General features: G+C 72.6%; 23 protein-coding genes and 1 riboswitch. Of the genes, 17 read left to right on the top strand and 6 right to left on the bottom strand.

Going from position 1 to position 19,683, the window contains the following annotated elements; genetic code table 11:
• The first annotated feature begins 114 nt into the window (after positions 1 to 114).
• From def to V3N99_18645, 3 genes are read left to right on the top strand one after another with little or no spacing between them, the layout of a single operon-like run.
• Positions 115 to 684 carry a peptide deformylase gene (gene def / locus V3N99_18635; protein MEO3938750.1) on the top strand — a complete coding sequence of 190 codons (570 nt, stop codon included), beginning with the start codon at positions 115 to 117 and terminating at the stop codon, positions 682 to 684.
• Positions 684 to 1,616 (top strand): methionyl-tRNA formyltransferase, encoded by a 933-nt coding sequence (gene fmt, locus V3N99_18640; GenBank protein MEO3938751.1) that lies wholly within the window; start codon positions 684 to 686, stop codon positions 1,614 to 1,616. Before def ends, fmt begins: the two co-directional genes overlap by 1 nt.
• Complete coding sequence (locus V3N99_18645) at positions 1,609 to 3,120, top strand: transcription antitermination factor NusB (GenBank protein MEO3938752.1); 1,512 nt, start codon at positions 1,609 to 1,611, stop codon at positions 3,118 to 3,120. The genes fmt and V3N99_18645 overlap by 8 nt, the downstream gene beginning before the upstream one ends.
• 15 nt (positions 3,121 to 3,135) lie before the next feature.
• On the opposite strand, the gene V3N99_18650 is transcribed toward V3N99_18645, so the two are convergent.
• Complete coding sequence (locus V3N99_18650; GenBank protein ID MEO3938753.1) at positions 3,136 to 4,416, bottom strand: ArsB/NhaD family transporter; 1,281 nt, start codon at positions 4,414 to 4,416, stop codon at positions 3,136 to 3,138.
• Positions 4,413 to 4,907: a CBS domain-containing protein gene (locus V3N99_18655; protein ID MEO3938754.1), complete on the bottom strand. Its 495-nt coding sequence runs from the start codon at positions 4,905 to 4,907 to the stop codon at positions 4,413 to 4,415. The genes V3N99_18650 and V3N99_18655 overlap by 4 nt, the downstream gene beginning before the upstream one ends.
• Before the next feature lie 157 nt (positions 4,908 to 5,064).
• Here V3N99_18655 and V3N99_18660 point away from each other — a divergent pair, with 157 nt between their 5' ends.
• The 12 genes from V3N99_18660 to V3N99_18715 all read left to right on the top strand — a co-directional run bounded on the left by V3N99_18660 (position 5,065) and on the right by V3N99_18715 (position 15,566).
• A complete protein-coding gene (locus V3N99_18660; GenBank protein MEO3938755.1) occupies positions 5,065 to 7,413 on the top strand; it encodes a molybdopterin cofactor-binding domain-containing protein in 2,349 nt (782 codons plus the stop codon).
• A gap of 32 nt (positions 7,414 to 7,445) precedes the next feature.
• The gene (locus V3N99_18665) at positions 7,446 to 7,922 is read left to right on the top strand and encodes a (2Fe-2S)-binding protein (GenBank protein MEO3938756.1); all 477 of its coding nucleotides are present in this window, start codon (positions 7,446 to 7,448) and stop codon (positions 7,920 to 7,922) included.
• A gap of 55 nt (positions 7,923 to 7,977) precedes the next feature.
• On the top strand, positions 7,978 to 8,637 hold the full coding sequence (rpe, locus tag V3N99_18670) for a ribulose-phosphate 3-epimerase (protein ID MEO3938757.1): 660 nt from the start codon (positions 7,978 to 7,980) through the stop codon (positions 8,635 to 8,637).
• A 19-nt stretch (positions 8,638 to 8,656) separates the two neighbouring features.
• A complete protein-coding gene (locus tag V3N99_18675; GenBank protein ID MEO3938758.1) occupies positions 8,657 to 9,124 on the top strand; it encodes a hypothetical protein in 468 nt (155 codons plus the stop codon).
• A gap of 93 nt (positions 9,125 to 9,217) precedes the next feature.
• A riboswitch (FMN riboswitch) is annotated at positions 9,218 to 9,346 on the top strand.
• A gap of 169 nt (positions 9,347 to 9,515) precedes the next feature.
• Entirely contained in the window at positions 9,516 to 10,607 is a 1,092-nt protein-coding gene (gene ribD, locus V3N99_18680) for a bifunctional diaminohydroxyphosphoribosylaminopyrimidine deaminase/5-amino-6-(5-phosphoribosylamino)uracil reductase RibD (GenBank protein MEO3938759.1), read from the top strand.
• On the top strand, positions 10,607 to 11,266 hold the full coding sequence (locus tag V3N99_18685; GenBank protein MEO3938760.1) for a riboflavin synthase: 660 nt from the start codon (positions 10,607 to 10,609) through the stop codon (positions 11,264 to 11,266). The genes ribD and V3N99_18685 overlap by 1 nt, the downstream gene beginning before the upstream one ends.
• A complete protein-coding gene (pnuC, locus tag V3N99_18690; GenBank protein MEO3938761.1) occupies positions 11,263 to 11,982 on the top strand; it encodes a nicotinamide riboside transporter PnuC in 720 nt (239 codons plus the stop codon). Before V3N99_18685 ends, pnuC begins: the two co-directional genes overlap by 4 nt.
• Complete coding sequence (gene ribB / locus V3N99_18695; protein MEO3938762.1) at positions 11,979 to 13,247, top strand: 3,4-dihydroxy-2-butanone-4-phosphate synthase; 1,269 nt, start codon at positions 11,979 to 11,981, stop codon at positions 13,245 to 13,247. The genes pnuC and ribB overlap by 4 nt, the downstream gene beginning before the upstream one ends.
• Positions 13,244 to 13,726, top strand: a complete 483-nt coding sequence (gene ribH / locus V3N99_18700) for a 6,7-dimethyl-8-ribityllumazine synthase (GenBank protein MEO3938763.1) — start codon at positions 13,244 to 13,246, stop codon at positions 13,724 to 13,726. The genes ribB and ribH overlap by 4 nt, the downstream gene beginning before the upstream one ends.
• A gap of 196 nt (positions 13,727 to 13,922) precedes the next feature.
• Positions 13,923 to 14,186 carry a phosphoribosyl-ATP diphosphatase gene (locus tag V3N99_18705; protein ID MEO3938764.1) on the top strand — a complete coding sequence of 88 codons (264 nt, stop codon included), beginning with the start codon at positions 13,923 to 13,925 and terminating at the stop codon, positions 14,184 to 14,186.
• Between the two features lie 11 nt (positions 14,187 to 14,197).
• Positions 14,198 to 15,097 carry an ATP phosphoribosyltransferase gene (gene hisG, locus V3N99_18710; protein MEO3938765.1) on the top strand — a complete coding sequence of 300 codons (900 nt, stop codon included), beginning with the start codon at positions 14,198 to 14,200 and terminating at the stop codon, positions 15,095 to 15,097.
• 10 nt (positions 15,098 to 15,107) lie between these two features.
• Positions 15,108 to 15,566: a PH domain-containing protein gene (locus V3N99_18715; GenBank protein ID MEO3938766.1), complete on the top strand. Its 459-nt coding sequence runs from the start codon at positions 15,108 to 15,110 to the stop codon at positions 15,564 to 15,566.
• On the opposite strand, the gene V3N99_18720 is transcribed toward V3N99_18715, so the two are convergent.
• The 3 genes from V3N99_18720 to V3N99_18730 are packed head-to-tail and all read right to left on the bottom strand — an operon-like array spanning position 15,472 to position 17,519.
• Positions 15,472 to 16,191: a hypothetical protein gene (locus tag V3N99_18720; GenBank protein ID MEO3938767.1), complete on the bottom strand. Its 720-nt coding sequence runs from the start codon at positions 16,189 to 16,191 to the stop codon at positions 15,472 to 15,474. The genes V3N99_18715 and V3N99_18720 overlap by 95 nt on opposite strands.
• Positions 16,188 to 16,907, bottom strand: a complete 720-nt coding sequence (locus V3N99_18725; protein MEO3938768.1) for an SGNH/GDSL hydrolase family protein — start codon at positions 16,905 to 16,907, stop codon at positions 16,188 to 16,190. Before V3N99_18725 ends, V3N99_18720 begins: the two co-directional genes overlap by 4 nt.
• Before the next feature lie 12 nt (positions 16,908 to 16,919).
• Positions 16,920 to 17,519, bottom strand: a complete 600-nt coding sequence (locus V3N99_18730; GenBank protein MEO3938769.1) for a (d)CMP kinase — start codon at positions 17,517 to 17,519, stop codon at positions 16,920 to 16,922.
• A gap of 49 nt (positions 17,520 to 17,568) precedes the next feature.
• Between V3N99_18730 and hisF the strand changes: the two genes are divergently transcribed.
• Positions 17,569 to 18,342 (top strand): imidazole glycerol phosphate synthase subunit HisF, encoded by a 774-nt coding sequence (hisF, locus tag V3N99_18735; GenBank protein MEO3938770.1) that lies wholly within the window; start codon positions 17,569 to 17,571, stop codon positions 18,340 to 18,342.
• 84 nt (positions 18,343 to 18,426) lie between these two features.
• Here hisF and V3N99_18740 read toward each other — a convergent pair whose 3' ends face one another.
• On the bottom strand, positions 18,427 to 19,065 hold the full coding sequence (locus V3N99_18740) for a TIGR03085 family metal-binding protein (protein MEO3938771.1): 639 nt from the start codon (positions 19,063 to 19,065) through the stop codon (positions 18,427 to 18,429).
• 74 nt (positions 19,066 to 19,139) lie between these two features.
• Here V3N99_18740 and V3N99_18745 point away from each other — a divergent pair, with 74 nt between their 5' ends.
• A complete protein-coding gene (locus tag V3N99_18745; GenBank protein MEO3938772.1) occupies positions 19,140 to 19,667 on the top strand; it encodes a GNAT family N-acetyltransferase in 528 nt (175 codons plus the stop codon).
• Positions 19,668 to 19,683: the final 16 nt, after the last annotated feature.

The following is a 19,683-nucleotide window of genomic DNA, read 5'->3' on the forward strand; positions in this document are numbered from 1 at the left end:
CGAGTGTAGGGAGGGCGTCGAGCAGGTTTCCGGCCCTCAGGGCGGCCGACGCGCACCCCTGGGGGCGCCACCTAGACTGACGGGTCTGTCCACCCCGAGCTTGGAGCCACCTTCTTGTCCGTCACCGATATCCGCCTCTTCGGTGACCCGGTCCTGCGCACCCCCGCCGCCCTGGTCACCGACTTCGACCGCGAGCTCGAGAAGCTGGTGGCCGACCTCACCGACACCATGCTCGCTGCCCCGGGCCGTGGGCTGGCCGCCCCGCAGATCGGGGTGGGTCTGCGGGTCTTCACCTGGTGGGTCGACGACGAGGTGGGTCACCTGGTCAACCCGACGCTGACCCTGTCCGACGAGACGCAGTTCGGCCCGGAGGGGTGCCTGTCCATCCCGGACCTCACGTTCGACTGCCGGCGGGCCCTCAGCGTGGTGGCCACGGGCTTCGACGTGCACGGTGAGCCCGTGCGCATCGAGGGCAGCGACGTGCTGGCCCGTGCCCTCCAGCACGAGACCGACCACCTCGACGGCGTCCTCTTCGTCGACCGGCTCGACCCCGAGCAGCGGCGGGCGGCCATGAAGGCGATCCGCGAGAGCGACTGGGGCGGTGGCACGCCGCCCCCGGTGAAGTTCAGCCCGCACGCGGGCACCTTCTCCGGCAGCGTCTTCGGCGTCAGCAAGGGGCGCTAGTGCGCCTCGTCTTCGCCGGCACCCCCGAGGTGGCCCTGCCCGCCCTCGACGCCCTCGCCGCGTCGCCCCACGAGCTCGTCGGGATCATCACCCGGCCCGACGCCCCCGCCGGCCGTGGCCGCACCCTCGTGCCCTCCCCGGTGCGCGTGCGCGCCGACGAGCTCGGCGTGCCCGTGCTCACGCCCCGCAGCCCCCGGGACCCCGACTTCCAGGCCGCCCTGCGCGACCTCGCCCCCGACGCCTGCCCCGTCGTCGCCTACGGCGCCCTCGTGCCCCGGTCAGCGCTCGACATCCCGCGCCTGGGCTGGGTCAACCTGCACTTCTCGCTGCTGCCGGCCTGGCGGGGCGCTGCGCCCGTGCAGCGCGCCGTCATGGCCGGTGACGAGGTCACCGGGGCCAGCACCTTCCTGATCGAGGAGGGGCTCGACACCGGCCCGGTGCTCGGCGTGATGACCGAGACCATCCGCGCCGACGACACGAGTGGTGCCCTGCTGGCGCGCCTCGCGCAGGCCGGGGCCGGCCTGCTGGTCGCGACCATGGACGGCCTCGAGTCGGGTGACCTCGTGGGTCTGCCCCAGCCCACCGAAGGGGTCTCGCTCGCCCCCAAGCTCGGCGTCGACGACGCCCGGGTCGACTGGGCCCTGCCCGCCCACGTGGTCGACCGGCTCGTGCGGGGGTGCACCCCGGCCCCGGGCGCCTGGACCACCTTCCGCGGTGAGCGGCTCAAGCTGCAGCCCATAGCGCTCGCGCCCGACGTCGAGGCGCCCGCCCCGGGTGTCGTCGAGGCGACCAAGCGGTCGGTCGTGGTCGGCACCGGGTCGGGTGCGGTGGCGCTGGGCGGCGTGCAGGCGCACGGCAAGAAGGCCATGCCCGCGGCCGACTGGGCCCGCGGTGTGCGCCTGCAGTCCGGCGAACGGCTGGGCGATGTCTGACGCCGGCCGAGCCCCGGGCTCCGGCCGTCGCGGCCCGCGACCGGTCCGGCGCTCGGTGACCGTCCCCGCCGAGCGCAGCCGACGCACCGACCCTCCCCGGCTCGCGGCCTACACCGTCATGCGCGCCGTGTCCGACGGCGCCTACGCCAACCTCGAGCTGCCAGGAGTGTTGCGCGACAAGAAGATCAGCGGTCGCGACGCGGCCTTCGCCACCGAGCTGGCCTACGGCGCCACCCGCATGCACGGCCTGTACGACGCCGTGATCGCCGTCGCTGCCGGGCGCGCGCTCTCGGCCATCGACGTCAACGTGCTCGACACGCTGCGCCTGGGGGCGCACCAGCTGCTGGGTATGCGGGTGCCCATCCACGCGGCCGTCGACGAGACCGTGGCGCTCGCGCGGCAGGTCAACGGCGCCGGAGCGGCCGGCTTCGTCAACGCCGTGATGCGGCGGGTGTCGGAGCGCACCCGCGAGGAGTGGGTCGACCTCGTCGCCCCCGACACCCTCGAGCCCCAGGCCCGCCGGGCCATTCGCGCGAGCCACCCCGAGTGGGTGGTGCGTGCGCTGCGCGCCGCCCTGGTGGGCCACGGCGCCTCGACCGCCGCCACGGTCGACGCTGACCTCGACGCCCTGCTCGACAGCGACAACGCGCCGGCCCGAGTGACCCTCGTGGCCCGTCCGGGCCTCGTCGACCCGGCCGAGCTCATCGCCGCGGGAGGGGAGCCGGGTCGGCTCGCTCGCACCGCCGTGGTGCTTCGCGAGGGTGACCCGGGCGGCATCCGGGCAGTGCGGGAGGGTCGTGCGGCGGTGCAGGACGAGGGGTCGCAGCTCGTCGCGCTCGCGCTGGCTGCCGTGCCCGTGGAGGCGCCCGCCCCCGGCCCGACGCCGCACCGCGGGGAGTGGTGGCTCGACCTCTGCGCAGGACCTGGCGGCAAGGCAGGTCTGCTCGCCGGCCTCGCCCTGCAGCGCGGGGCCTCGCTCGTCGCGAACGAGGTGAGCCCGCACCGGGCCGAGCTCGTGCGCCAGACCCTGGCGGCCGCGCTCCGGGCTCCCGGCGGAGACCGGATCGAGGTGCGGGTCGCCGATGGTCGCGACGCGGGGACCGATGCACCCGGCACCTACGACCGGGTGCTGGTCGATGCCCCGTGCACCGGGCTGGGCGCGCTGCGCCGCCGGCCCGAGGCCCGGTGGCGCCGCGTGCCCGACGACGTGACCGCCCTGGCGACCCTGCAGCGCGAGCTGCTGGCCAGCGCCCTCGACGCCACCCGCGTCGGGGGGGTCGTCGCCTACGCCACGTGCAGCCCGCACCTCAACGAGACGCTCTTCGTGGTGCGCGACGTGCTCAAGCGTCGCGACGACGTCGAGCTGGTCGACGCCCGCCCCTACGTCACCCGCCCCGACGGCAGCCCCGTCCCCGACCTGGGTGACGGCCCGATGGTGCAGCTGTGGCCCCACCGGCAGGGAACCGACGGGATGTTCCTGGCGCTGCTGCGTCGCGCCGGCTGAGCGCTCGGGCTCGGATCAGCCGCCGTAGCGCAGCAGCACGTAGCCCCACGCGACCAGCAGGGTGACGGTGCCGACGACGAGACCGTCCCTGGTGAAGCGCCAGAAGCTGATGGGCACACCGTTGCGCGCAGCGATGCCGAGGATGACGACGTTGGCGCTCGCGCCGACCGCCGTCATGTTGCCACCGAGGTCGGCGCCGAGGGCCAGCGACCACCACAGCGAGGGATCGAGGCTGTTGGGCGCCACGACGAGCTGCTCGACGATCGGACCCATGGTGGCGACGTAGGGGATGTTGTCGACGATCCCCGAGACGACCCCCGACCCCAGCAGCAGCACCGAGTTAGCCAGCAGCTTGTTGTCGCCGACCGCGCCGGCGGCATACTGGCCGACCGACTCGACGACCCCGACGTGGACGAGCCCACCGACCATGACGAAGAGCCCGCCGAAGAAGACCAGCGTCGACCACTCGACCTCGTGCAGGTAGACCCTCGGCTCTGACCGCGAGAGCGCCACGAGCAGCCCGGCGCCGAGCAGTGCGACCAGTGACGGCTCGAGCCCGACGACGGGGCGCAGCACGAAGCCTCCGAGGACGAGCGCGAGCACCACACCGCACTGGACCAGCAGCCGCTTGTCCTGGATCGCCTCGCGCTCGTTGAGGTCCATCACGGACGCGGCCCGCTCGGGGTCGACGCTCATCCGTCGGCCCCACAGGAGCCAGGCGAGCGCGATGAAGACGAGCAGGAGGACGACGACGACCGGGCCGAGGTTGAGGACGAAGTCGTTGAAGCTCAGGCCCGAGCGGCCCGAGATGATGATGTTGGGCGGGTCGCCGATGAGCGTGGCCGTGCCGCCGATGTTGGACGCCATCGCCTCGGCGAGGAGGAAGGGCACCACCGGGGTGCCGATCCGCTCGCACACGAGCAGCGTGACCGGGGCGACCAGGAGCACCGTCGTGACGTTGTCGAGCAGCGCCGAGGCGACCGCCGTGAGCACGATCAGCATGACCATGACGACGAAGGGCCGCCCGCGGGCCCGCTTCGCCGCCCAGATCGCCACGAACTCGAAGACCCCGGTCTGCTTGACGATGCCGACGATGACCATCATCCCGAGCAGCAGGAAGATGACGTTCCAGTCGATGCCTGTCTCCTCGGAGAAGAACGCCGACTGGGACCCGGCGGCCCCCAGCACCACCATCGCCGCGGCGCCCCAGAGGGCAGCCGCGACCCGGTGGATGCGCTCCGTGGCGATCAGGACGTAGGCGGCGAGGAAGGCGGTGACGACCAGCACCGTGGTCACGAGGTGAGGTCTGCCGCCGAGGGGTCCGACGGCAGGGCGTCCGTCGGCGGGAACAGCACGCCCAGGAGCGTGCGCGTGGTGATCACCCCGATGATCTCGTCGCCCTGGCCGACCACCACCAGGGGGCTGCGGCTGCCGGCCATCACGGCAGCGACCTCGAGCAGGGTGTCGTCGTGGTTGACCCTCGGGACGGCGGTCAGGTGGTCGCGGTGGGGCAGCAGGTCGCCGACCGTGCGGCCATCGAGGGCCCGGGCGATGGTGTCGGCGGTCTTCTCGTCGACGACGCGGGCCAGCGCGGGGTTGTCCTTGGCGTACTCGGGCACGATGAAGCTCATGACCAGGTGGGCGGGCAGCACCGAGTAGGGCCGCCGCGCGTCCCCGCGCACGACGAGCGCCGGCAGCTCGCGCTCCACCATCAGCCGCACCGCCTCACGGGCGTCGGTGGTGGTCGACACCATCGGATGGTGTTCCAGCAGGTCGAGGGCGCGCACGGGCTCAGGCTATCGGGACAGGTGACGTGCTTCCGTCTCGCCGGCTCTGGCGCGGTCGAAAGTTTTCTCCGTCTGGCCCCATCCGTCGCTCGGACGGCGCCGAACCACGGGTGCAGGGGGTCTGACCGATCACGCAACGACGCGAGGGGTACACACCATGACCGCCATCTCATCCAGGTCCCGTCAGGGACGAGGCGAGGCGCAGGGCGCACCGCCGGCCGACGGCACCAGCCGCCGCTCGTTCCTCGGGTTCGTCCTCGCCGGGACGACGCTCGCCGTCGCGGTCGACCTGTCGGCCGGCGCCTCGTCGGCCGGCGCCGCGATCCCGTCGCCGCCGTCGGTGCCCGAGCTGTTCGACCTCGAGGACCTCGAGACGTTCTCGGCCCTGCCGACGTCGGCGCTGATCACGATCACGCTCGACACCAAGGGCGTGGCCCACTTCGCGATGCCCCGGGCCGAGGTCGGTCAGGGCATCACCACTGCCGCGGCGATGATCATCGCCGACGAGCTCGACATCCCCATCGGCAAGGTGGACGTCACGCTCGCCCCGGCGCGGCCCGAGCTGGTCTTCAACCAGCTCACCGGTGGCTCCAACACGATGAACTCGATGTTCACCCCCATCCGCGTGGCTGCGGCCCTCGCGCGGGGTGCGCTGCTCGAGGCCGCGGCCCTCCAGCTGGGTGTCGGGGTCTCGACACTGACCGCCAAGGCCGGGGTCGTCACCGACGCGCTCGGCAACTCGCTGACCTACGGCCAGCTCGCGACGGCCGCCGCGAGCTCGACCACGCGCGCCGTGGACGTCACCCTCAAGGACCCCAGCGCCTTCGCGATCATCGGGCGCCCCCGCAACAGGGTGGACGCGCTCGACGCGGTGACCGGCAAGAAGAAGTTCCTCCTCGACATGGTCGTGCCGGACGCGCTCCCCACGATGGTGTGCCGGGCCCCCACGCTCAACGGGTCACCGAAGCGCATCCTCAACCTCGCCAAGATCACATCCATGCCGGGTGTGACCGACGTCGTCCTCGTCGACACGGGGGTCGCGATCAGGGCCCAGACCTTCGGCCAGTGCATCGACGCAGTGCAGGTCGCGCGGTGCGAGTGGAACCCGGGCTCGGTCGAGGGACAGTCGGACGAGACGATCCTGGCCACGGTGAAGGCGGCCGAGCTGCCCATGCTGGTGCCCTCGGTGCCGATCCTCACGCAGACCATCGACATGCGCTTCGAGTTCATGTTCCGCAGCAGCGCCGCCCTGGAGCCCAACTGCGCCATCGCCGACGTGCGCTCCGACCGCGCCACGGTGTGGGCGGGGCTGAAGTCGCCGATCGTGGCCCAGGTCAACATCGCTCGGGCTGTCGGCCTGCCCCAGACCGCGGTCACCGTCAACGTCGTGAGCGGCGGCGGGTCCTTCGGTCACAAGCTCTTCGGTGACGGCGCCATCGAGGCGGCCAAGATCTCGAAGGCGATGGGCAAGCCGGTCAAGCTGATGTGGCACCGCTGCGACGAGCCCCGGGAGGGACGCGTGCACCCGCTGGCGACGTCACGCATCCGGGCCACCGTGCTCGCGGGCAACGTGCTCACCTTCGAGCAGCGCCACACCAGCGTGAAGACCGACTTCTCGCACGGCCTGGGGGAGCGGCTCACCGCGCTGGCCGCCGACCTGCCGGCCAACCTCGGTGGCCTGGGCCTCTCGGAGAGCATCTTCACCCTGACCCAGGAGCTGCCCTACAACTTCGGCGTGGTCACCCAGCTGCTCAACGAGGTCGACCTGCCCTTCAACACCGGCAGCATGCGGGCGATCTACTCACCCGATGTCGCGTGCGCCAACGAGCTCTTCATCGACCAGCTGGCCAAGAAGCTCGGAAAGGACCCGCTGGCCTTCCGGATGGAGTTCTTGCGGCTGGAGCGGGTCAAGGCGGTGCTGGCCAAGGCCGCTCAGGTGGGCCAGTGGGGCCGGAAGATGCCAGCCGGCACCGCCCAGGGCATCGCGGTGCACAGCGAGTACAAGGGCGCGACGGCCGTGCTCGTCGAGATCGACTGCCGCCCCAAGACGGTGAACCGCCCGATCCGCGACGGCGTCACCGGACCGCGGGTGACCAAGGTCACGCTGGTCGTCGACGCCGGGCTCGTGGTCAACCCCACCGGTCTCGAGGCGCAGATGCAGGGCGGCATCAACGACGGGATCGCCCTCGCGCTCACCAGCAGCAACCACCTCCAGGACGGAGCCTTCCTCGAGGGCAGCTGGGACAACTACTTCTACACCCGTCAGTGGAACACCCCGCTCTCGACGAAGGTCGTCATCATGCCGTCGAACGGCACGGTGCCCGGTGGGGCCGGCGAGGCCGGTGTGCCCGCGACCGTCGCGGCCACGGCGTGCGCGTATGCCCGGGCCACCGGCACGGTGCCCACGCGGTTCCCGGTCAACCACGGCACGCTCTCGTTCGTGCCCAAGCCCTTCGTCCCGCCGATCCCGCCGTCTCCGACCGACGGTCTCAAGTACACCTACTGACCTTCTGCCCCTGCTTCGACAAAGGAGTCATCATGGCCAAGCACAGCTTCATGCTCAACGGGCAGAAGGTCACCGTCGACGTCGAGGACTCGGTGCGCCTGCTCTGGGTGCTCCGTGACGTCCTCGGGGTCACCGGCCCCAAGTACGGCTGCGGGATCAACGTCTGCAAGGCGTGCACGTCCCACATCAACGGCAAGGCGTTCAACCCCTGCTCCGTGCAGGTCAAGGACATCGCCCCGACCGACGAGATCACCACCATCGAGGGGCTCGCCCAGACCTCCGGGCAGGCGCTGCACCCGATGCAGCAGGCGTGGCTCGACCGTGACGTCGTGCAGTGCGGCTACTGCCAGCCCGGCCAGATCATGGCGGCGGTGGCGCTGGTCAACCTGGTGCACGCCCAGGGTCGCGCGATCGCCGACAGCGACCTCGACGGCATCCGCAACATCTGCCGGTGCGGCACCTACGCCCGCATCCGCGAGGCCATCACCACCGGGTCGCAGCAGATGTGACCCGCGCGAGCCAGCCACCGCACGGCTCGGGGCGTGCGGTGGCTAGGCTCGCCGGGTGCAGATCTCGCCCAGCATCCTGTCCGCCGACTTCGCCAACCTCGAGGCGCAGCTGCGGCTGATCGGCAACGCCGACTGGGCCCACGTCGACGTGATGGACAACCACTTCGTGCCCAACCTGACCCTCGGCCTGCCCGTGGTCGAGGCGCTGCTGAGGGTCTCCCCCATCCCGCTCGACTGCCACCTGATGATCGACGATCCCGACCGCTGGGCCCCGGAGTACGCCGAGGCCGGGGCGCAGTCGGTGACGTTCCACGTCGAGGTGGCCCGCGACCCACGCGCCCTCGCCCGCACCCTGCGGGCTGCCGGGGCGCGGGCGGGGATGGCGTTGAAGCCGAACACGCCGTGGGCACCGTATGCCGACCTGCTGCCAGACCTCGACATGGTGCTGGTCATGACCGTCGAGCCCGGCTTCGGCGGCCAGTCCTTCATGGCCGACCAGATGCCCAAGGTGCGCGCGGTGCGCGAGTCGGTGCGGGCGTCGGGCGGCGAGGTGTGGGTGCAGGTCGACGGGGGAGTGAGCGCGCAGACCATCGAGCAGTGCGCCGAGGCCGGAGCCGACGTCTTCGTCGCCGGTTCGGCGGTCTACGGCGCCGAGGACGCCGCCGCGGCCGTCGACGACCTGCGAGCCCTCGCTGCCCGGCACACGCACGCCTGACCATGACGAGATCCTGACCATGGCGAGATGGTGGCCGCGCCGTCGGGCCTCGACGCCGGTGCTTCCGGGACTGGAGCTCGACGGGGACAGCGACGTGCGCGAGCAGACGTGTGACCGGTGCGGGCGTCCCTACCTGCTGGTCACGTCGTACCTGCTGGTGAACGGCTCGGCCCACTGCGTGACCAAGACGGCCCTGCACGACCACGACGGCCCCGAGGCCTGGGTCGACGTCGTCTTCGGCACGTTCGTCGAGGGGGCGGTCGACCACGTCACCTTCGGCTGTCGGGTGGGCCCCGTGGACGGGTCCCGCGACCCGGCCGCCACGGCGGTCGACGCCGCGGCACCGTACGGGCAGTCGGAGTTCTGGGGTCGCAAGCTCAGCCGAGCCGACGCGCTGGCCCACCCGCGGATCCGCGAGTTCTGGGAGGTCGTCGACCACGTCCTCCTGCACGAGCCGGCAGTCGAGCACCACGTCTACCACCGCTAGCCCGCCAGGACGTGCTCGGCTGCTGATGAACCAGTGGCGGCCGTCACGGCTGATCCTCGGCTCAGGCACCGGGTCGGGTGGCATACTGGCCGAGAACGCGCTCCGGGGTCGGTGTAACTCCGAACCGGCGGTGACAGTCCGCGACCCGACCGCAGCCAGCGGCCGGTTGACCTGGTGTAACTCCAGGACCGACGGTGAAAGTCCGGATGGTAGGCAGCGTGTTGAGGTCCTCACCCGATCCAGGGTGGTGGTCTCGTCGGCACCAGTGTCGGCCACCGACCACGTCGTCAACCGGCACCTCGCGTGCCTGTGGCGGCGGCCGTCGGGGCCGTCGTCTGCGCCCACTCCCGGAGCTCGCCCCATCTGGCAGAGCACGAGGGAGGAGGCAGCAGTGACGTACGACGACAGCGAAGGGGCGGGCGCGACGCCCACCGCGAGCGGCGACCCCCGTGACCTCGTCCTGCTGCGCCGCGCACTCGACCTCGCCGCGCGGGGCCTGTTGGCGGACCCCAACCCCCGGGTGGGTGCCGTCGTCACCAACGGCACCGGCGCCGTCGTCGGACTGGGCTCCCATGCCGGCGCGGGCACTCCCCACGCCGAGGTCGTGGCCCTCGCCGACGCGGCGGCGGCGGGCGCCGACGTGAGGGGCGGCACGGCCTACGTGAGCCTGGAGCCGTGCTCCCACACGGGTCGCACTGGCCCCTGCGCCGAGGCGCTGCTCGCCGCCGGGATCACCCGCGTCGTCTATGCGCAGCACGACCCGACCGCACTGGCCCGTGGTGGCGCCGACGTGCTGCGCGCGGGCGGGGTCACCGTGATCGGCGGGGTGCTGGCCGCCGAGGCCCTGGCTCTCAACGCGACATGGACCCGGGCCCAGGGGCTCGGGCGCCCGGTGGTCACGTGGAAGCTGGCCACGACCCTCGACGGTCGCGCGGCCGCCGCCGACGGCTCCAGCCGGTGGATCACGAGCCCGCAGGCGCGGGCCGACGTGCACGACCTGCGCTCCACCTGCGACGCCGTCGTCGTCGGCACCGGCACGGTGCTCACCGACGACCCCCACCTGACGACGCGCTGGCCGGACGGCTCGCTGCGCGACCGCCAGCCCCTGAGGGTGGTCGTGGGGGAGCGCGACCTGCCGCCCGGTGCCGCGGTCGCCGACGGGTCGGGGCCGTCGTTGCACCTGCGCACCCACCAGCCCCAGGACGTCGTGAAGACGTTGTGGGACAAAGGGATCCGTCACGTGCTCCTCGAGGGAGGTCCGACGCTGGCGGCTGCCTTCCTGTCGGCCGGGCTCGTCGACGACGTGGTCGCCTACGTCGCTCCGGTCCTTCTCGGGGCGGGCGCCCGCACCGTCGCCGACCTCGGAATCACCACCATCGACTCAGCGTTGAGGCTCGAGCCCACCGACGTCACCGTCATCGGCCCCGACGTGCGCCTCACCGCTCGACCCGTCACCACCCGCCCGACCAAGGAGCGCCACTGATGTTCACCGGCATCGTCGAAGAGCTGGGTGAGGTCGTCGACCTCGAGATGGGCGCGGACTCGGCCCGGCTGCGTCTGCGCGGCCCGCTGGTCGTCTCGGACGCGCAGCACGGTGCGTCGATCTCCGTCAGCGGGGTGTGCCTCACGGTGACCGACCACGACGCCGAGACCTTCGCGGTCGACGTCATGGCCGAGACGCTGCGCCGCAGCAGCCTCGGCGCCCTGCAGGTCGGCGACCGCGTCAACCTCGAGCGCGCGATGGCCGCGGACGGCCGCTTCGGTGGGCACGTCGTGCAGGGCCACGTCGACGGGGTCGGTGCCATCCGCGCCCGCACCCCTGGTGACCGGTGGGAGGTCGTCGAGATCGACGTGCCCGCCGACCTGGCGCACTACGTGGTCGTCAAGGGTTCGGTGACGATCGACGGGGTCTCGCTCACGGTGTCGGCGCTCCACGACCGCGACGACGGCACCTCGCTCGAGGTCTCGCTCATCCCCACGACCCTGGCGCTGACCACCCTCGGCTCACGTCAGGTGGGTGACCCGGTCAACCTCGAGGTCGACGTGCTCGCGAAGTACGTCGAGCGCCTGCTCGGCGCTCGCGACGGCTCCAGCACGCCGGCCGCGCCGGTCGCGTCAGCAGCGGAAGGCGACCTCGCATGACCCTCCTGCAGCGTCTGTTCGACGCCCAGCTCGTCGTCGCGGGCCACCCCATCTACTGGCGCGAGATCGTCGGCAACCTCTTCGGCTTCCTGTCCGCGATCGGTGGCATGCGCCGTCGGGTGTGGGCGTGGCCGGCCGGCATCGTCGGCAACGTCCTGCTCTTCACCGTCTTCTTCGGGGTCGCGCTGGGCTCGTCGCAGCCGCCGCTCTTCGGGCAGGCCGCGCGTCAGGTCTTCTTCGTGATCACGAGCGTCTACGGCTGGTACCGCTGGCGCCAGCTGCGCGCGATGACGCACGACAGCAGCGCCCCGGTCATCACCCCCCGCTGGGCGACCACCCGTGAGCGGATGAGCATCGCGGTCTTCTGGGTGGTCGGCCTGGTCGTGGCCCAGCAGGCCTTCTTCGCCGTCGGCGCCGGTTTCCCCGCCCCCCGTTGGTACTACTGGTGCGACGCCTGGATCTTCGTCGGGTCGATCGTCGCGACCTACGCCATGGCCCGCGGATGGAACGAGTTCTGGCTGGCCTGGATCGGCGTCGACCTCGTCGGGGTGCCGCTGCTGTGGCACTCGACCTACTACCCCTCGGCGATCCTCTACGTCGTCTACGGCGGGCTGGTCGTCTGGGGCTTCACGGTGTGGCTCAAGGCCACTCGCACCGAGCAGCCCGACCTCGACGCCCACGACTTCACGCACCGCGACCAGGAGGTCACCGCATGAGCACCACCTTGTCCCACCGGTTCTCCAGCATTGATGACGCGCTCGCCGCGATGCGCGCGGGTCGCCCCGTGCTCGTGCTCGACGCGGCCGACCGTGAGAACGAGGGCGACGTCATCCTCGCCGCGCAGACCCTGACCGACGAGTGGCTGGGCTGGACGGTGCGCCACACCTCGGGCTACCTGTGCGCGCCGGTCACGGCCGAGATCGCCGACCGGCTCGACCTGCCGCCGATGGTGCGCGAGAGCACTGACCCGCTGCGCACGGCCTACACGGTGTCGGTCGACGCGGCCTCGGGTGTCACCACGGGCATCAGCGCCGCAGACCGTGCGCTCACGATCCGTCTGCTCGCCGACCCCGACGCGACGCCGCTCGACTTCGTGCGACCGGGGCACGTGCTGCCGCTGCGCGCGCGTGACGGCGGCGTGCTGGTCCGGCCCGGCCACACCGAGGCGGCCGTCGACCTGGCCCGGCTCGCGGGTCTCGCACCGGTCGGCGCCATCGGCGAGCTCGTCCACGACGACGGGTCGATGATGCGGGCCGAGGCCGTGCTCGACCTCGGTGCTGAGCACGGCCTGCCGGTCGTGACCATCGCTGACCTCGTCGCGCACCGTCAGCGCCACGACCGGGTCGAGCGGGTCGTCGAGACCCGGCTGCCCACCCGCCACGGCGAGTTCAGGATCATCGGCTACCGCGACCTCGTCACCGGCATCGAGCACGTCGCCCTCGTGAGCCCGCACGGGTTGCAGGGTGCTCGCGGCTCCGGCTCGTCGGCGCCGGGCACCCTCGTGCGGATGCACTCCGAGTGCCTGACCGGTGACACCTTCGGCTCACAGCGCTGCGACTGCGGCCCGCAGCTCGAGCGGGCCATGGCCCGCGTCGCCAGCGACGGCGGCGCCGTCGTCTACCTGCGCGGCCACGAGGGCCGCGGGGTGGGGCTCGTCGACAAGCTGCGGGCGTATGCCGCCCAGGACGCCGGTCTCGACACGGTCGACGCCCAGACGGTGCTGGGGCTGCCCGTCGACGCGCGCGACTACTCGGTCGGCGCTGCGATCCTCACCGACCTCGGGGTCGACCACGTGCGCTTGCTGACCAACAACCCCGACAAGGTGTCGGCCCTGCGCGACCTGGGCCTGACGGTCTCGTCCGAGCGGCTCGTCACGCCGGCGACCCTCGACAACACGGCGTACCTGCGGGCCAAGCGTGACCGGATGGGCCACGACCTGCTCCTCGACGAGACCCGGCCGCAGCGCCCGGTGTCCGCATGAGCGGCGGCGGTGCGCCCGACCTGCGGGTCGACGGCGCCGGGCTGCGGGTGGCCGTCGTGGCCGCCTCGTGGCACACGACCGTGATGGACGGCCTGGTCGACGGGGCCCGCCGGGGACTCGCCGACGCCGGCGTCGCACACGTCGAGGTCGTGCGCGTGCCGGGGGCCTTCGAGCTGCCCGTCGCCTGCGCCAGGCTGGCGCCGTCGTACGACGCGCTCGTGGCGCTGGGCGTCGTCATCCGCGGGGGCACCCCCCACTTCGACTACGTCTGCCAGGCCGCCACCCTGGGCCTGACCGACGTGGCCGTCCGCACCGGGGTGCCTGTCGGCTTCGGCCTGCTCACCTGCGACGACGACGCCCAGGCGCTCGACCGGGCCGGCCTCGAGGGCTCGCACGAGGACAAGGGCCACGAGGCCGCGACCGCTGCCGTCGCGACCGCCGTCACCCTGCGGCAGCTTGCCGCAGCAACACCGGCGTGACACCACACCACCGTCACGATCACTGGTGACGACGGCGGCTGTTCGCCAACGCTCTCCGGTGGTGGTCTTCCGGCTGCACGAAGCGTCGAGGCATCGGGCGCGGCGTCCGAGCGATTCCCGCTCCGAGCCACCCGCACAGGTCCGCAGCGTGGGACCGGGCACGGGCGGCCGCTGGGCCCACGTAGGCTCGTCTCCTGTGAAGTCCTTCGAGCAGCTGTTCGCCGAGCTCGGCGAGAAGGCCGCGACGCGGCCACCGGGGTCGGGCACCGTCGCCGAGCTCGATGCCGGTGTCCACGCCATCGGCAAGAAGATCGTCGAGGAGGCCGCTGAGGTGTGGATGGCCGCCGAGCACGAGGGGCGTGAGCGCACCGCCGAGGAGATCAGCCAGCTGCTCTACCACCTCCAGGTGCTGATGCTCGCGACCGACCTGACCCTCGACGACGTCTACGCCCACCTGTGAGCACCGGCGCCGTGTCCACGTCCGTCACCGGGGCTGCCTCCCTGCGCATCGCCGTCCCCAACAAGGGGTCGCTGTCGGAGGCCGCGGTCGAGATGCTGCGCGAGGCGGGCTACAAGACCCGCCGCGACAGCAAGGAGCTCGTGGTCATCGACACCGACAACGACGTCGAGTTCTTCTACCTGCGTCCGCGTGACATCGCCGTCTACGTCGGCTCGGGCACGGTCGACGCCGGCGTCACGGGTCGCGACCTGCTGCTCGACTCCGGCAGCGCCGCCGCCGAGGTCATGCCGCTCGGCTTCGGCGCCTCCACCTTCCGGTATGCCGGTCGCCCGGGTGAGGTGGCCAAGGTCGCCGACATCGACGGAAAGCGGGTGGCGACCAGCTATCCCGAGCTGGTGCGCACCGACCTGGCCCGACACGGCATCACCGCCGAGGTCGTCCGTCTCGACGGCGCCGTCGAGACGGCGATCACCCTCGGTGTGGCCGATGTCATCGCCGACGTCGTCGAGACCGGGGCGACGCTGCGCAGCCAGGGCTTGGCCGTCTTCGGCGACCCCATCCTGCGCAGTGAGGCCGTGCTCATCGCCCGCGATGCGCAGGACGTCGGCTCCGGGAACGGCACGGTCTCGTCGTCGCCCGGTTTCGGTGTGCTCAGGCGCCGGCTGACCGGCGTGGTCACGGCCCGGTCCTACGTGATGGTCGACTACGACTGCCCCGCGCACCTCGTCGATGCCGCCTGCTCGGTCACCCCGGGCCTCGAGTCGCCCACGGTCTCACCCCTGCAGGACCCGGCGTGGAGCGCGGTGCGCGCCATGGTGCCCCGGCGAGGGGTCAACCGGGTGATGGACGAGCTGTGGGACCTCGGCGCGCGAGCGATCCTCGTCACCGACATCGCCGCCTGCCGGATCTGACGCCACCGACGTGACCGAGCCAGCCCCGCGACCCGACGGCACCCCTGACCCCTTCCGGCCCTTCCGCTCGCGCCGTGGGCGAGCGGTGGCGACGACGCTCGGCGTCCTCTCCCTCGTCATCTTCGGCGCGATCGCGGCGCTTTTGCCCGGACGGACCCCCACCGACGCCGTGCTCATCGCCGCCTTCGGGGTGGTGATCGCCGTCATGTGCTGGCGCTACGCGACGATCAGCGCGCTGGTCACCCGCGAGGGGATCGTCGTCCGCAACCTCATGACCACGCGGCGCCTGACCTGGGCGCAGGTGCTGCGGGTGCAGTTCGGCGACGGAGCCCCCTGGGTGACCCTCGACCTCGACGACACCGACCAGCTCGCGGTCATGGCGATCCAGCGGGCCGACGGGCCGGGCGCGGCGGCCGAGGCGTCACGGCTGGCCGCGCTGGTGCAGGCGCTGGGGGAGGCGCGCAGGTAGAAGACTGCTGCTCGATCGTCGTGACGACGTGCGTCACCGACGGGCTGCGTGGCGTCGAGCTGAACCCGAACCGACACGGCGGGTCGACCGGAGCGAGCGAGCCGAGGTCGCGGCCGTCGAGGGTGCCCCGGGCCGACACGACGTGGTGCAGGTCGGTCGCGCCGTACCACTCCTGTCGTCCTGGGCGGGCGACCCCGCGGGTGCGCACCCCGCGGACCACCAGGCCGGCGACCGGGCTGATCGCCGTGGCCCAGCGGGTGCTCGTGGCCATGCGCCGCGGGACGAGCCGCAGCAGCAGGCCCAGCGGGGCGCGGCCGCCGACGACGAGCGACAGGTCGAGGCTGGGCGAGGTCACCCGCCAGGTCCTGCCGGCGCTGCGCCTGACCTCGGTGACCCGCACCGGCTCCATACGCACCTCGTCGAAGACGTACGTCGCCTCGATGACGTCGATGACCTCCTGGCTTGGCGCGAGCAGGATGCGATGCCCGTCGGCCCGCTCGACCATGACGTCGGCAAAGGGCCCGAGCGGCGTGTGCTCCCAACGCCCGACGACCAGCCGCGAGCCCGACGTCGTGCCCACACCCGCGATGCGGCCCTCGAAGCGCTGTCGCGAGACGGTGTTCACGATCGCCGCGGGAGACCGGCTCGGGTGAGCGTGCGCTCCACCCCGGCTGCCATGTCGGCATAGCCGCGGTCGTTGGGGTGGAACATGTCTGGCGCGAGGCGCCCCCGCCAGCTCTTGGCGCCGTCACGTCGCAGGTCGACGAGCACGATGTCACCGCGGGCGTCGGCCTCGCGCAGCAGGTCGTCGACGGCGACGGCCTCGCGACGGGGGTTCGGCAGGTTGGAGACGACGGTGCCACGGGGCAGCTGCTCGAGCAGCCGGGTGAAGCGCTCGACGAGGTGCTCGCGGTGGGCCTTCGCGACGAGGTCGTTCGAGCCGATGATGAGGGTCACGAGCGCGGCGTCACCCTGCTCGTCGGTGATCTCGCGCAGCGCCGGCAGCTGCCGGTCGAGCACGTCCTGCACGCGAGCACCGTTGAAGGACAGGTTGACCAGCCGGTGCGACCAGCCGCGGTCGGCGAGGGTGGTGCTCAGCTGGCCGACGTATCCGCCCCGGTGCGAGCTCGCGCCGATGCCCTGCGTCATCGAGTCGCCGAGGGCCACCCACAGCGGCCCGGTCCGGGTCAGGGCCTCGGCGTTGTCACGCTCCCAGGCCGCGGCATACGGCGCGATGTGCTCCTGCACCGCCCGCACCCCGGGGAAGAGGCGGCCCATGGTGCGCAGGAACGGCCCGGTGGGGCGGCCGCTGTCGTTGGAGTAGGTGAAGGTGGTCGCCACCGATCCAGTGTCTCAAACGTCGGGCCGGAGCTCGCGGTCGGTCGAGACCACGAGGTCGGCACGGGCGCGCGTCCCATCCGCAGCGAAGAGGGCATCCTCCTGGGCCGCCCACCGCTCCCAGTGCGGGCGGTAGGCCTCGCCGTCGCGCGCGATCCCCCGGGCGTGGCGCACCTCGCGGGAGGCCTCCACCCACACGCGCACGGCGGCATACGACCCTGCGGGCAGCACGCTCGAGCCCACTCCCTCGAGCACGAGCCGCGGCACCCACGGCACGTCGCGTGGGCGAGTGGCCCACCGGTGCCGCACCCAGTCCCACCGCCGGTAGGCCGCGTCGTCACCGCGCGAGAGCGGCACCAGCACCTGCTCGGCCACGAGCGGCACGGCCTCGGCCAGGCCGTCCCAGCCGGGGTAGATGTCGTCCATGTGGACCACGCGGGCGTCGAGCCGGCGACCGAGGGCGCGGGCGAGCGTCGTCTTGCCGGCCCCACTCGGACCATCGACGGCGATGACGAGCACGGAGCCGCAGCGGGGGGCTGCGGCTGCCGCGAGGGCAGCGACGGCGTCGACGGCGGCCGGGTCGGCCCGGACCGGCCCCAGCGCGTCGGACGTCATGGCGCGAGAGTAGGCGAGCGGGCGGCGGTGGGCCCCGTAGGGTTGCCCCGTGAGTGTCGCCACCCGGGTCATCGCCTGTCTCGACGTCGACGCGGGCCGCGTCGTCAAGGGGGTCAACTTCGAGAACCTGCGTGACGCAGGCGACCCCGTCGAGCTGGCCCAGCTCTACGACGCGCAGGGGGTCGACGAGCTCACCTTCCTCGACGTCACCGCGAGCAGCGGCGACCGCGCGACGACCTACGACGTCGTGACGCGAACGGCCGAGCAGGTCTTCATCCCGCTCACCGTCGGCGGTGGTGTGCGCTCGGTCGACGACGTCGACCGGCTGCTGCGGGTCGGAGCCGACAAGGTCGGGGTCAACACCGCCGCGATCGCGCGGCCCGAGCTGATCGCCGAGATCGCCGACCGCTTCGGGGCGCAGGTGCTCGTGCTCTCCGCCGACGTGCGCCGCCGCCGGGGAGACGACGGGAGGCTGACCGACGACTTCGTCATGACGACGCACGGCGGGCGCACACCCGTCGACCTCGACGCGATCGAGTGGTGCGCACGCGCGGCCGAGCTCGGCGCCGGCGAGATCCTGCTCAACTCGATGGACGCCGACGGCACCAAGGACGGCTTCGACCTCGAGCTCATCGCGCGGGTGCGGGCCGCCGTGCGGGTGCCCGTCATCGCCAGCGGGGGAGCGGGCGCGGTCGAGCACTTCGCCCCCGCCGTGGCGGCCGGGGCCGACGCCCTGCTGGCGGCGAGCGTGTTCCACTTCGGCGAGCTCACGGTGGGGCAGGTCAAGGACGCGCTGCGCGCGGAGGGCGTTACCGTGCGCTGAGCGCTCAAGGCACCAACGAACCTGCTAGTGATGCGAAGATCTGGTCGGACGAGGATTGAGGCCGTTTCAGGCGGACGTGCGGCCTCAGCCCCCGAGGGCCGCCCCACGGATCGCGTCCTGAGCTGCGAGCGGGCCGCTGAGGGCGACGTCGGCCACCCGCTGACGCCCGGAGACGAAGAGCATCAGCTCGCCCGGCGCACCCGTGATGATCGCCGTCTCCGCGCCGCTGACCTGCTTGGCCTCCAGGTGCCCGTAGCCCGGGGCGACGAGCTCGACGCCCACCGGCGCCTTGCCGAGGAAGAGCCTCGACATCGTGCGCAGCCCCTTCCAGAGAGCGGCTTCCAGCCCGGCGTCGATCGTGCGCGGCGTGAAGTCGGGCGCCCCGCGCAGGAGGTCCTCGTGGTGGATGAAGAACTCGCCGAGGTTGGCCGCCTCGTCGACCGCGGGGATCCGCACCGGCGACCAGGCGGGCGGGCCCGAGCGCACCTGCTGCGCCAGCGAGGGGTAGTCGCGGGCGGCGTACGAGCGCATCCCGGCGTCGAGCCGGCCCTTGAGGGCGGGCACGAACATCCCCAGCGCGAGGTCCGGCCGACCGTCACGGATCACGATGTGGGCGGCGAGATCCCTTGCGAGCCATGGGTCGTCGAGGGTGGGCGCATCCGGGCCGAGGGCGAGCAGCGAGTCGCTCAGAGCGTGGCGCTCCTGCTGGGCGTAGCGGGTCATGAGCCCATCGTGTCACCCGCCGGCCCCACGAAAAGCCGTGGGCGTGGCGGGCCGACGCGGCATACGGTGAGGCGGTGAGCCCCACGACCGTCATCCTCGTCGAGCCGAGCACCGAGCGCCAGCAGGAGTGGCTCGAGCTGGTGGCGGAGTTCGACGGGGGGCACGTCGACGGCGGAGGGTTCTTCGGCGTGACCGCCGCGGAGCTGGCCGACCCGCACGCGTTCGCGCAGTGGGTCGAGACGCTGCGGGCCCAGGAGCGTGGGGAGCAGGTGCCCGACGGCTTCGTCGCCTCGACCCTGCGCTGGGTCGAGACCGAGGGCCGCCTGGTCGGGACCGTCAGCCTGCGGCACGAGCTCAACCCGTTCCTGCTGCAGGTCGGCGGGCACATCGGGTATGCCGTGCGCCCCACCGCGCGCCGCCGGGGTGTGGCCACAGCGGCCCTCGCAGCGATGCTCGAGGTCGCCCGCGCCCGCGGCCTCGAGCGGGCCCTGGTCACCTGCGACGACGACAACGTCGGCTCGGCCCGCACCATCGAGGGCAACGGTGGGGTGCTCGAGGACGTCCGCGACGACAAGCGCCGCTACTGGATCGCCCTGACCTGACCGAGCGGTGCCACCC

It is taken from the genome of Dermatophilaceae bacterium Soc4.6 (assembly GCA_039889245.1).
Classification (GTDB): domain Bacteria; phylum Actinomycetota; class Actinomycetes; order Actinomycetales; family Dermatophilaceae; genus Lapillicoccus.

Bases quoted from the DNA above. Each gene is read 5' to 3' on its own strand.
- V3N99_18645 (MEO3938752.1), top strand. From the start codon at position 1,609: ATGTCTGACGCCGGCCGAGCCCCGGGCTCCGGCCGTCGCGGCCCGCGA.
- V3N99_18660 (MEO3938755.1), top strand. From the start codon at position 5,065: ATGACCGCCATCTCATCCAGGTCCCGTCAGGGACGAGGCGAGGCGCAG.
- V3N99_18665 (MEO3938756.1), top strand. From the start codon at position 7,446: ATGGCCAAGCACAGCTTCATGCTCAACGGGCAGAAGGTCACCGTCGAC.
- V3N99_18675 (MEO3938758.1), top strand. From the start codon at position 8,657: ATGGCGAGATGGTGGCCGCGCCGTCGGGCCTCGACGCCGGTGCTTCCG.
- V3N99_18685 (MEO3938760.1), top strand. From the start codon at position 10,607: ATGTTCACCGGCATCGTCGAAGAGCTGGGTGAGGTCGTCGACCTCGAG.
- pnuC (MEO3938761.1), top strand. From the start codon at position 11,263: ATGACCCTCCTGCAGCGTCTGTTCGACGCCCAGCTCGTCGTCGCGGGC.
- ribB (MEO3938762.1), top strand. From the start codon at position 11,979: ATGAGCACCACCTTGTCCCACCGGTTCTCCAGCATTGATGACGCGCTC.
- ribH (MEO3938763.1), top strand. From the start codon at position 13,244: ATGAGCGGCGGCGGTGCGCCCGACCTGCGGGTCGACGGCGCCGGGCTG.
- V3N99_18730 (MEO3938769.1), bottom strand. From the start codon at position 17,519: ATGACGTCCGACGCGCTGGGGCCGGTCCGGGCCGACCCGGCCGCCGTC.
- V3N99_18740 (MEO3938771.1), bottom strand. From the start codon at position 19,065: ATGACCCGCTACGCCCAGCAGGAGCGCCACGCTCTGAGCGACTCGCTG.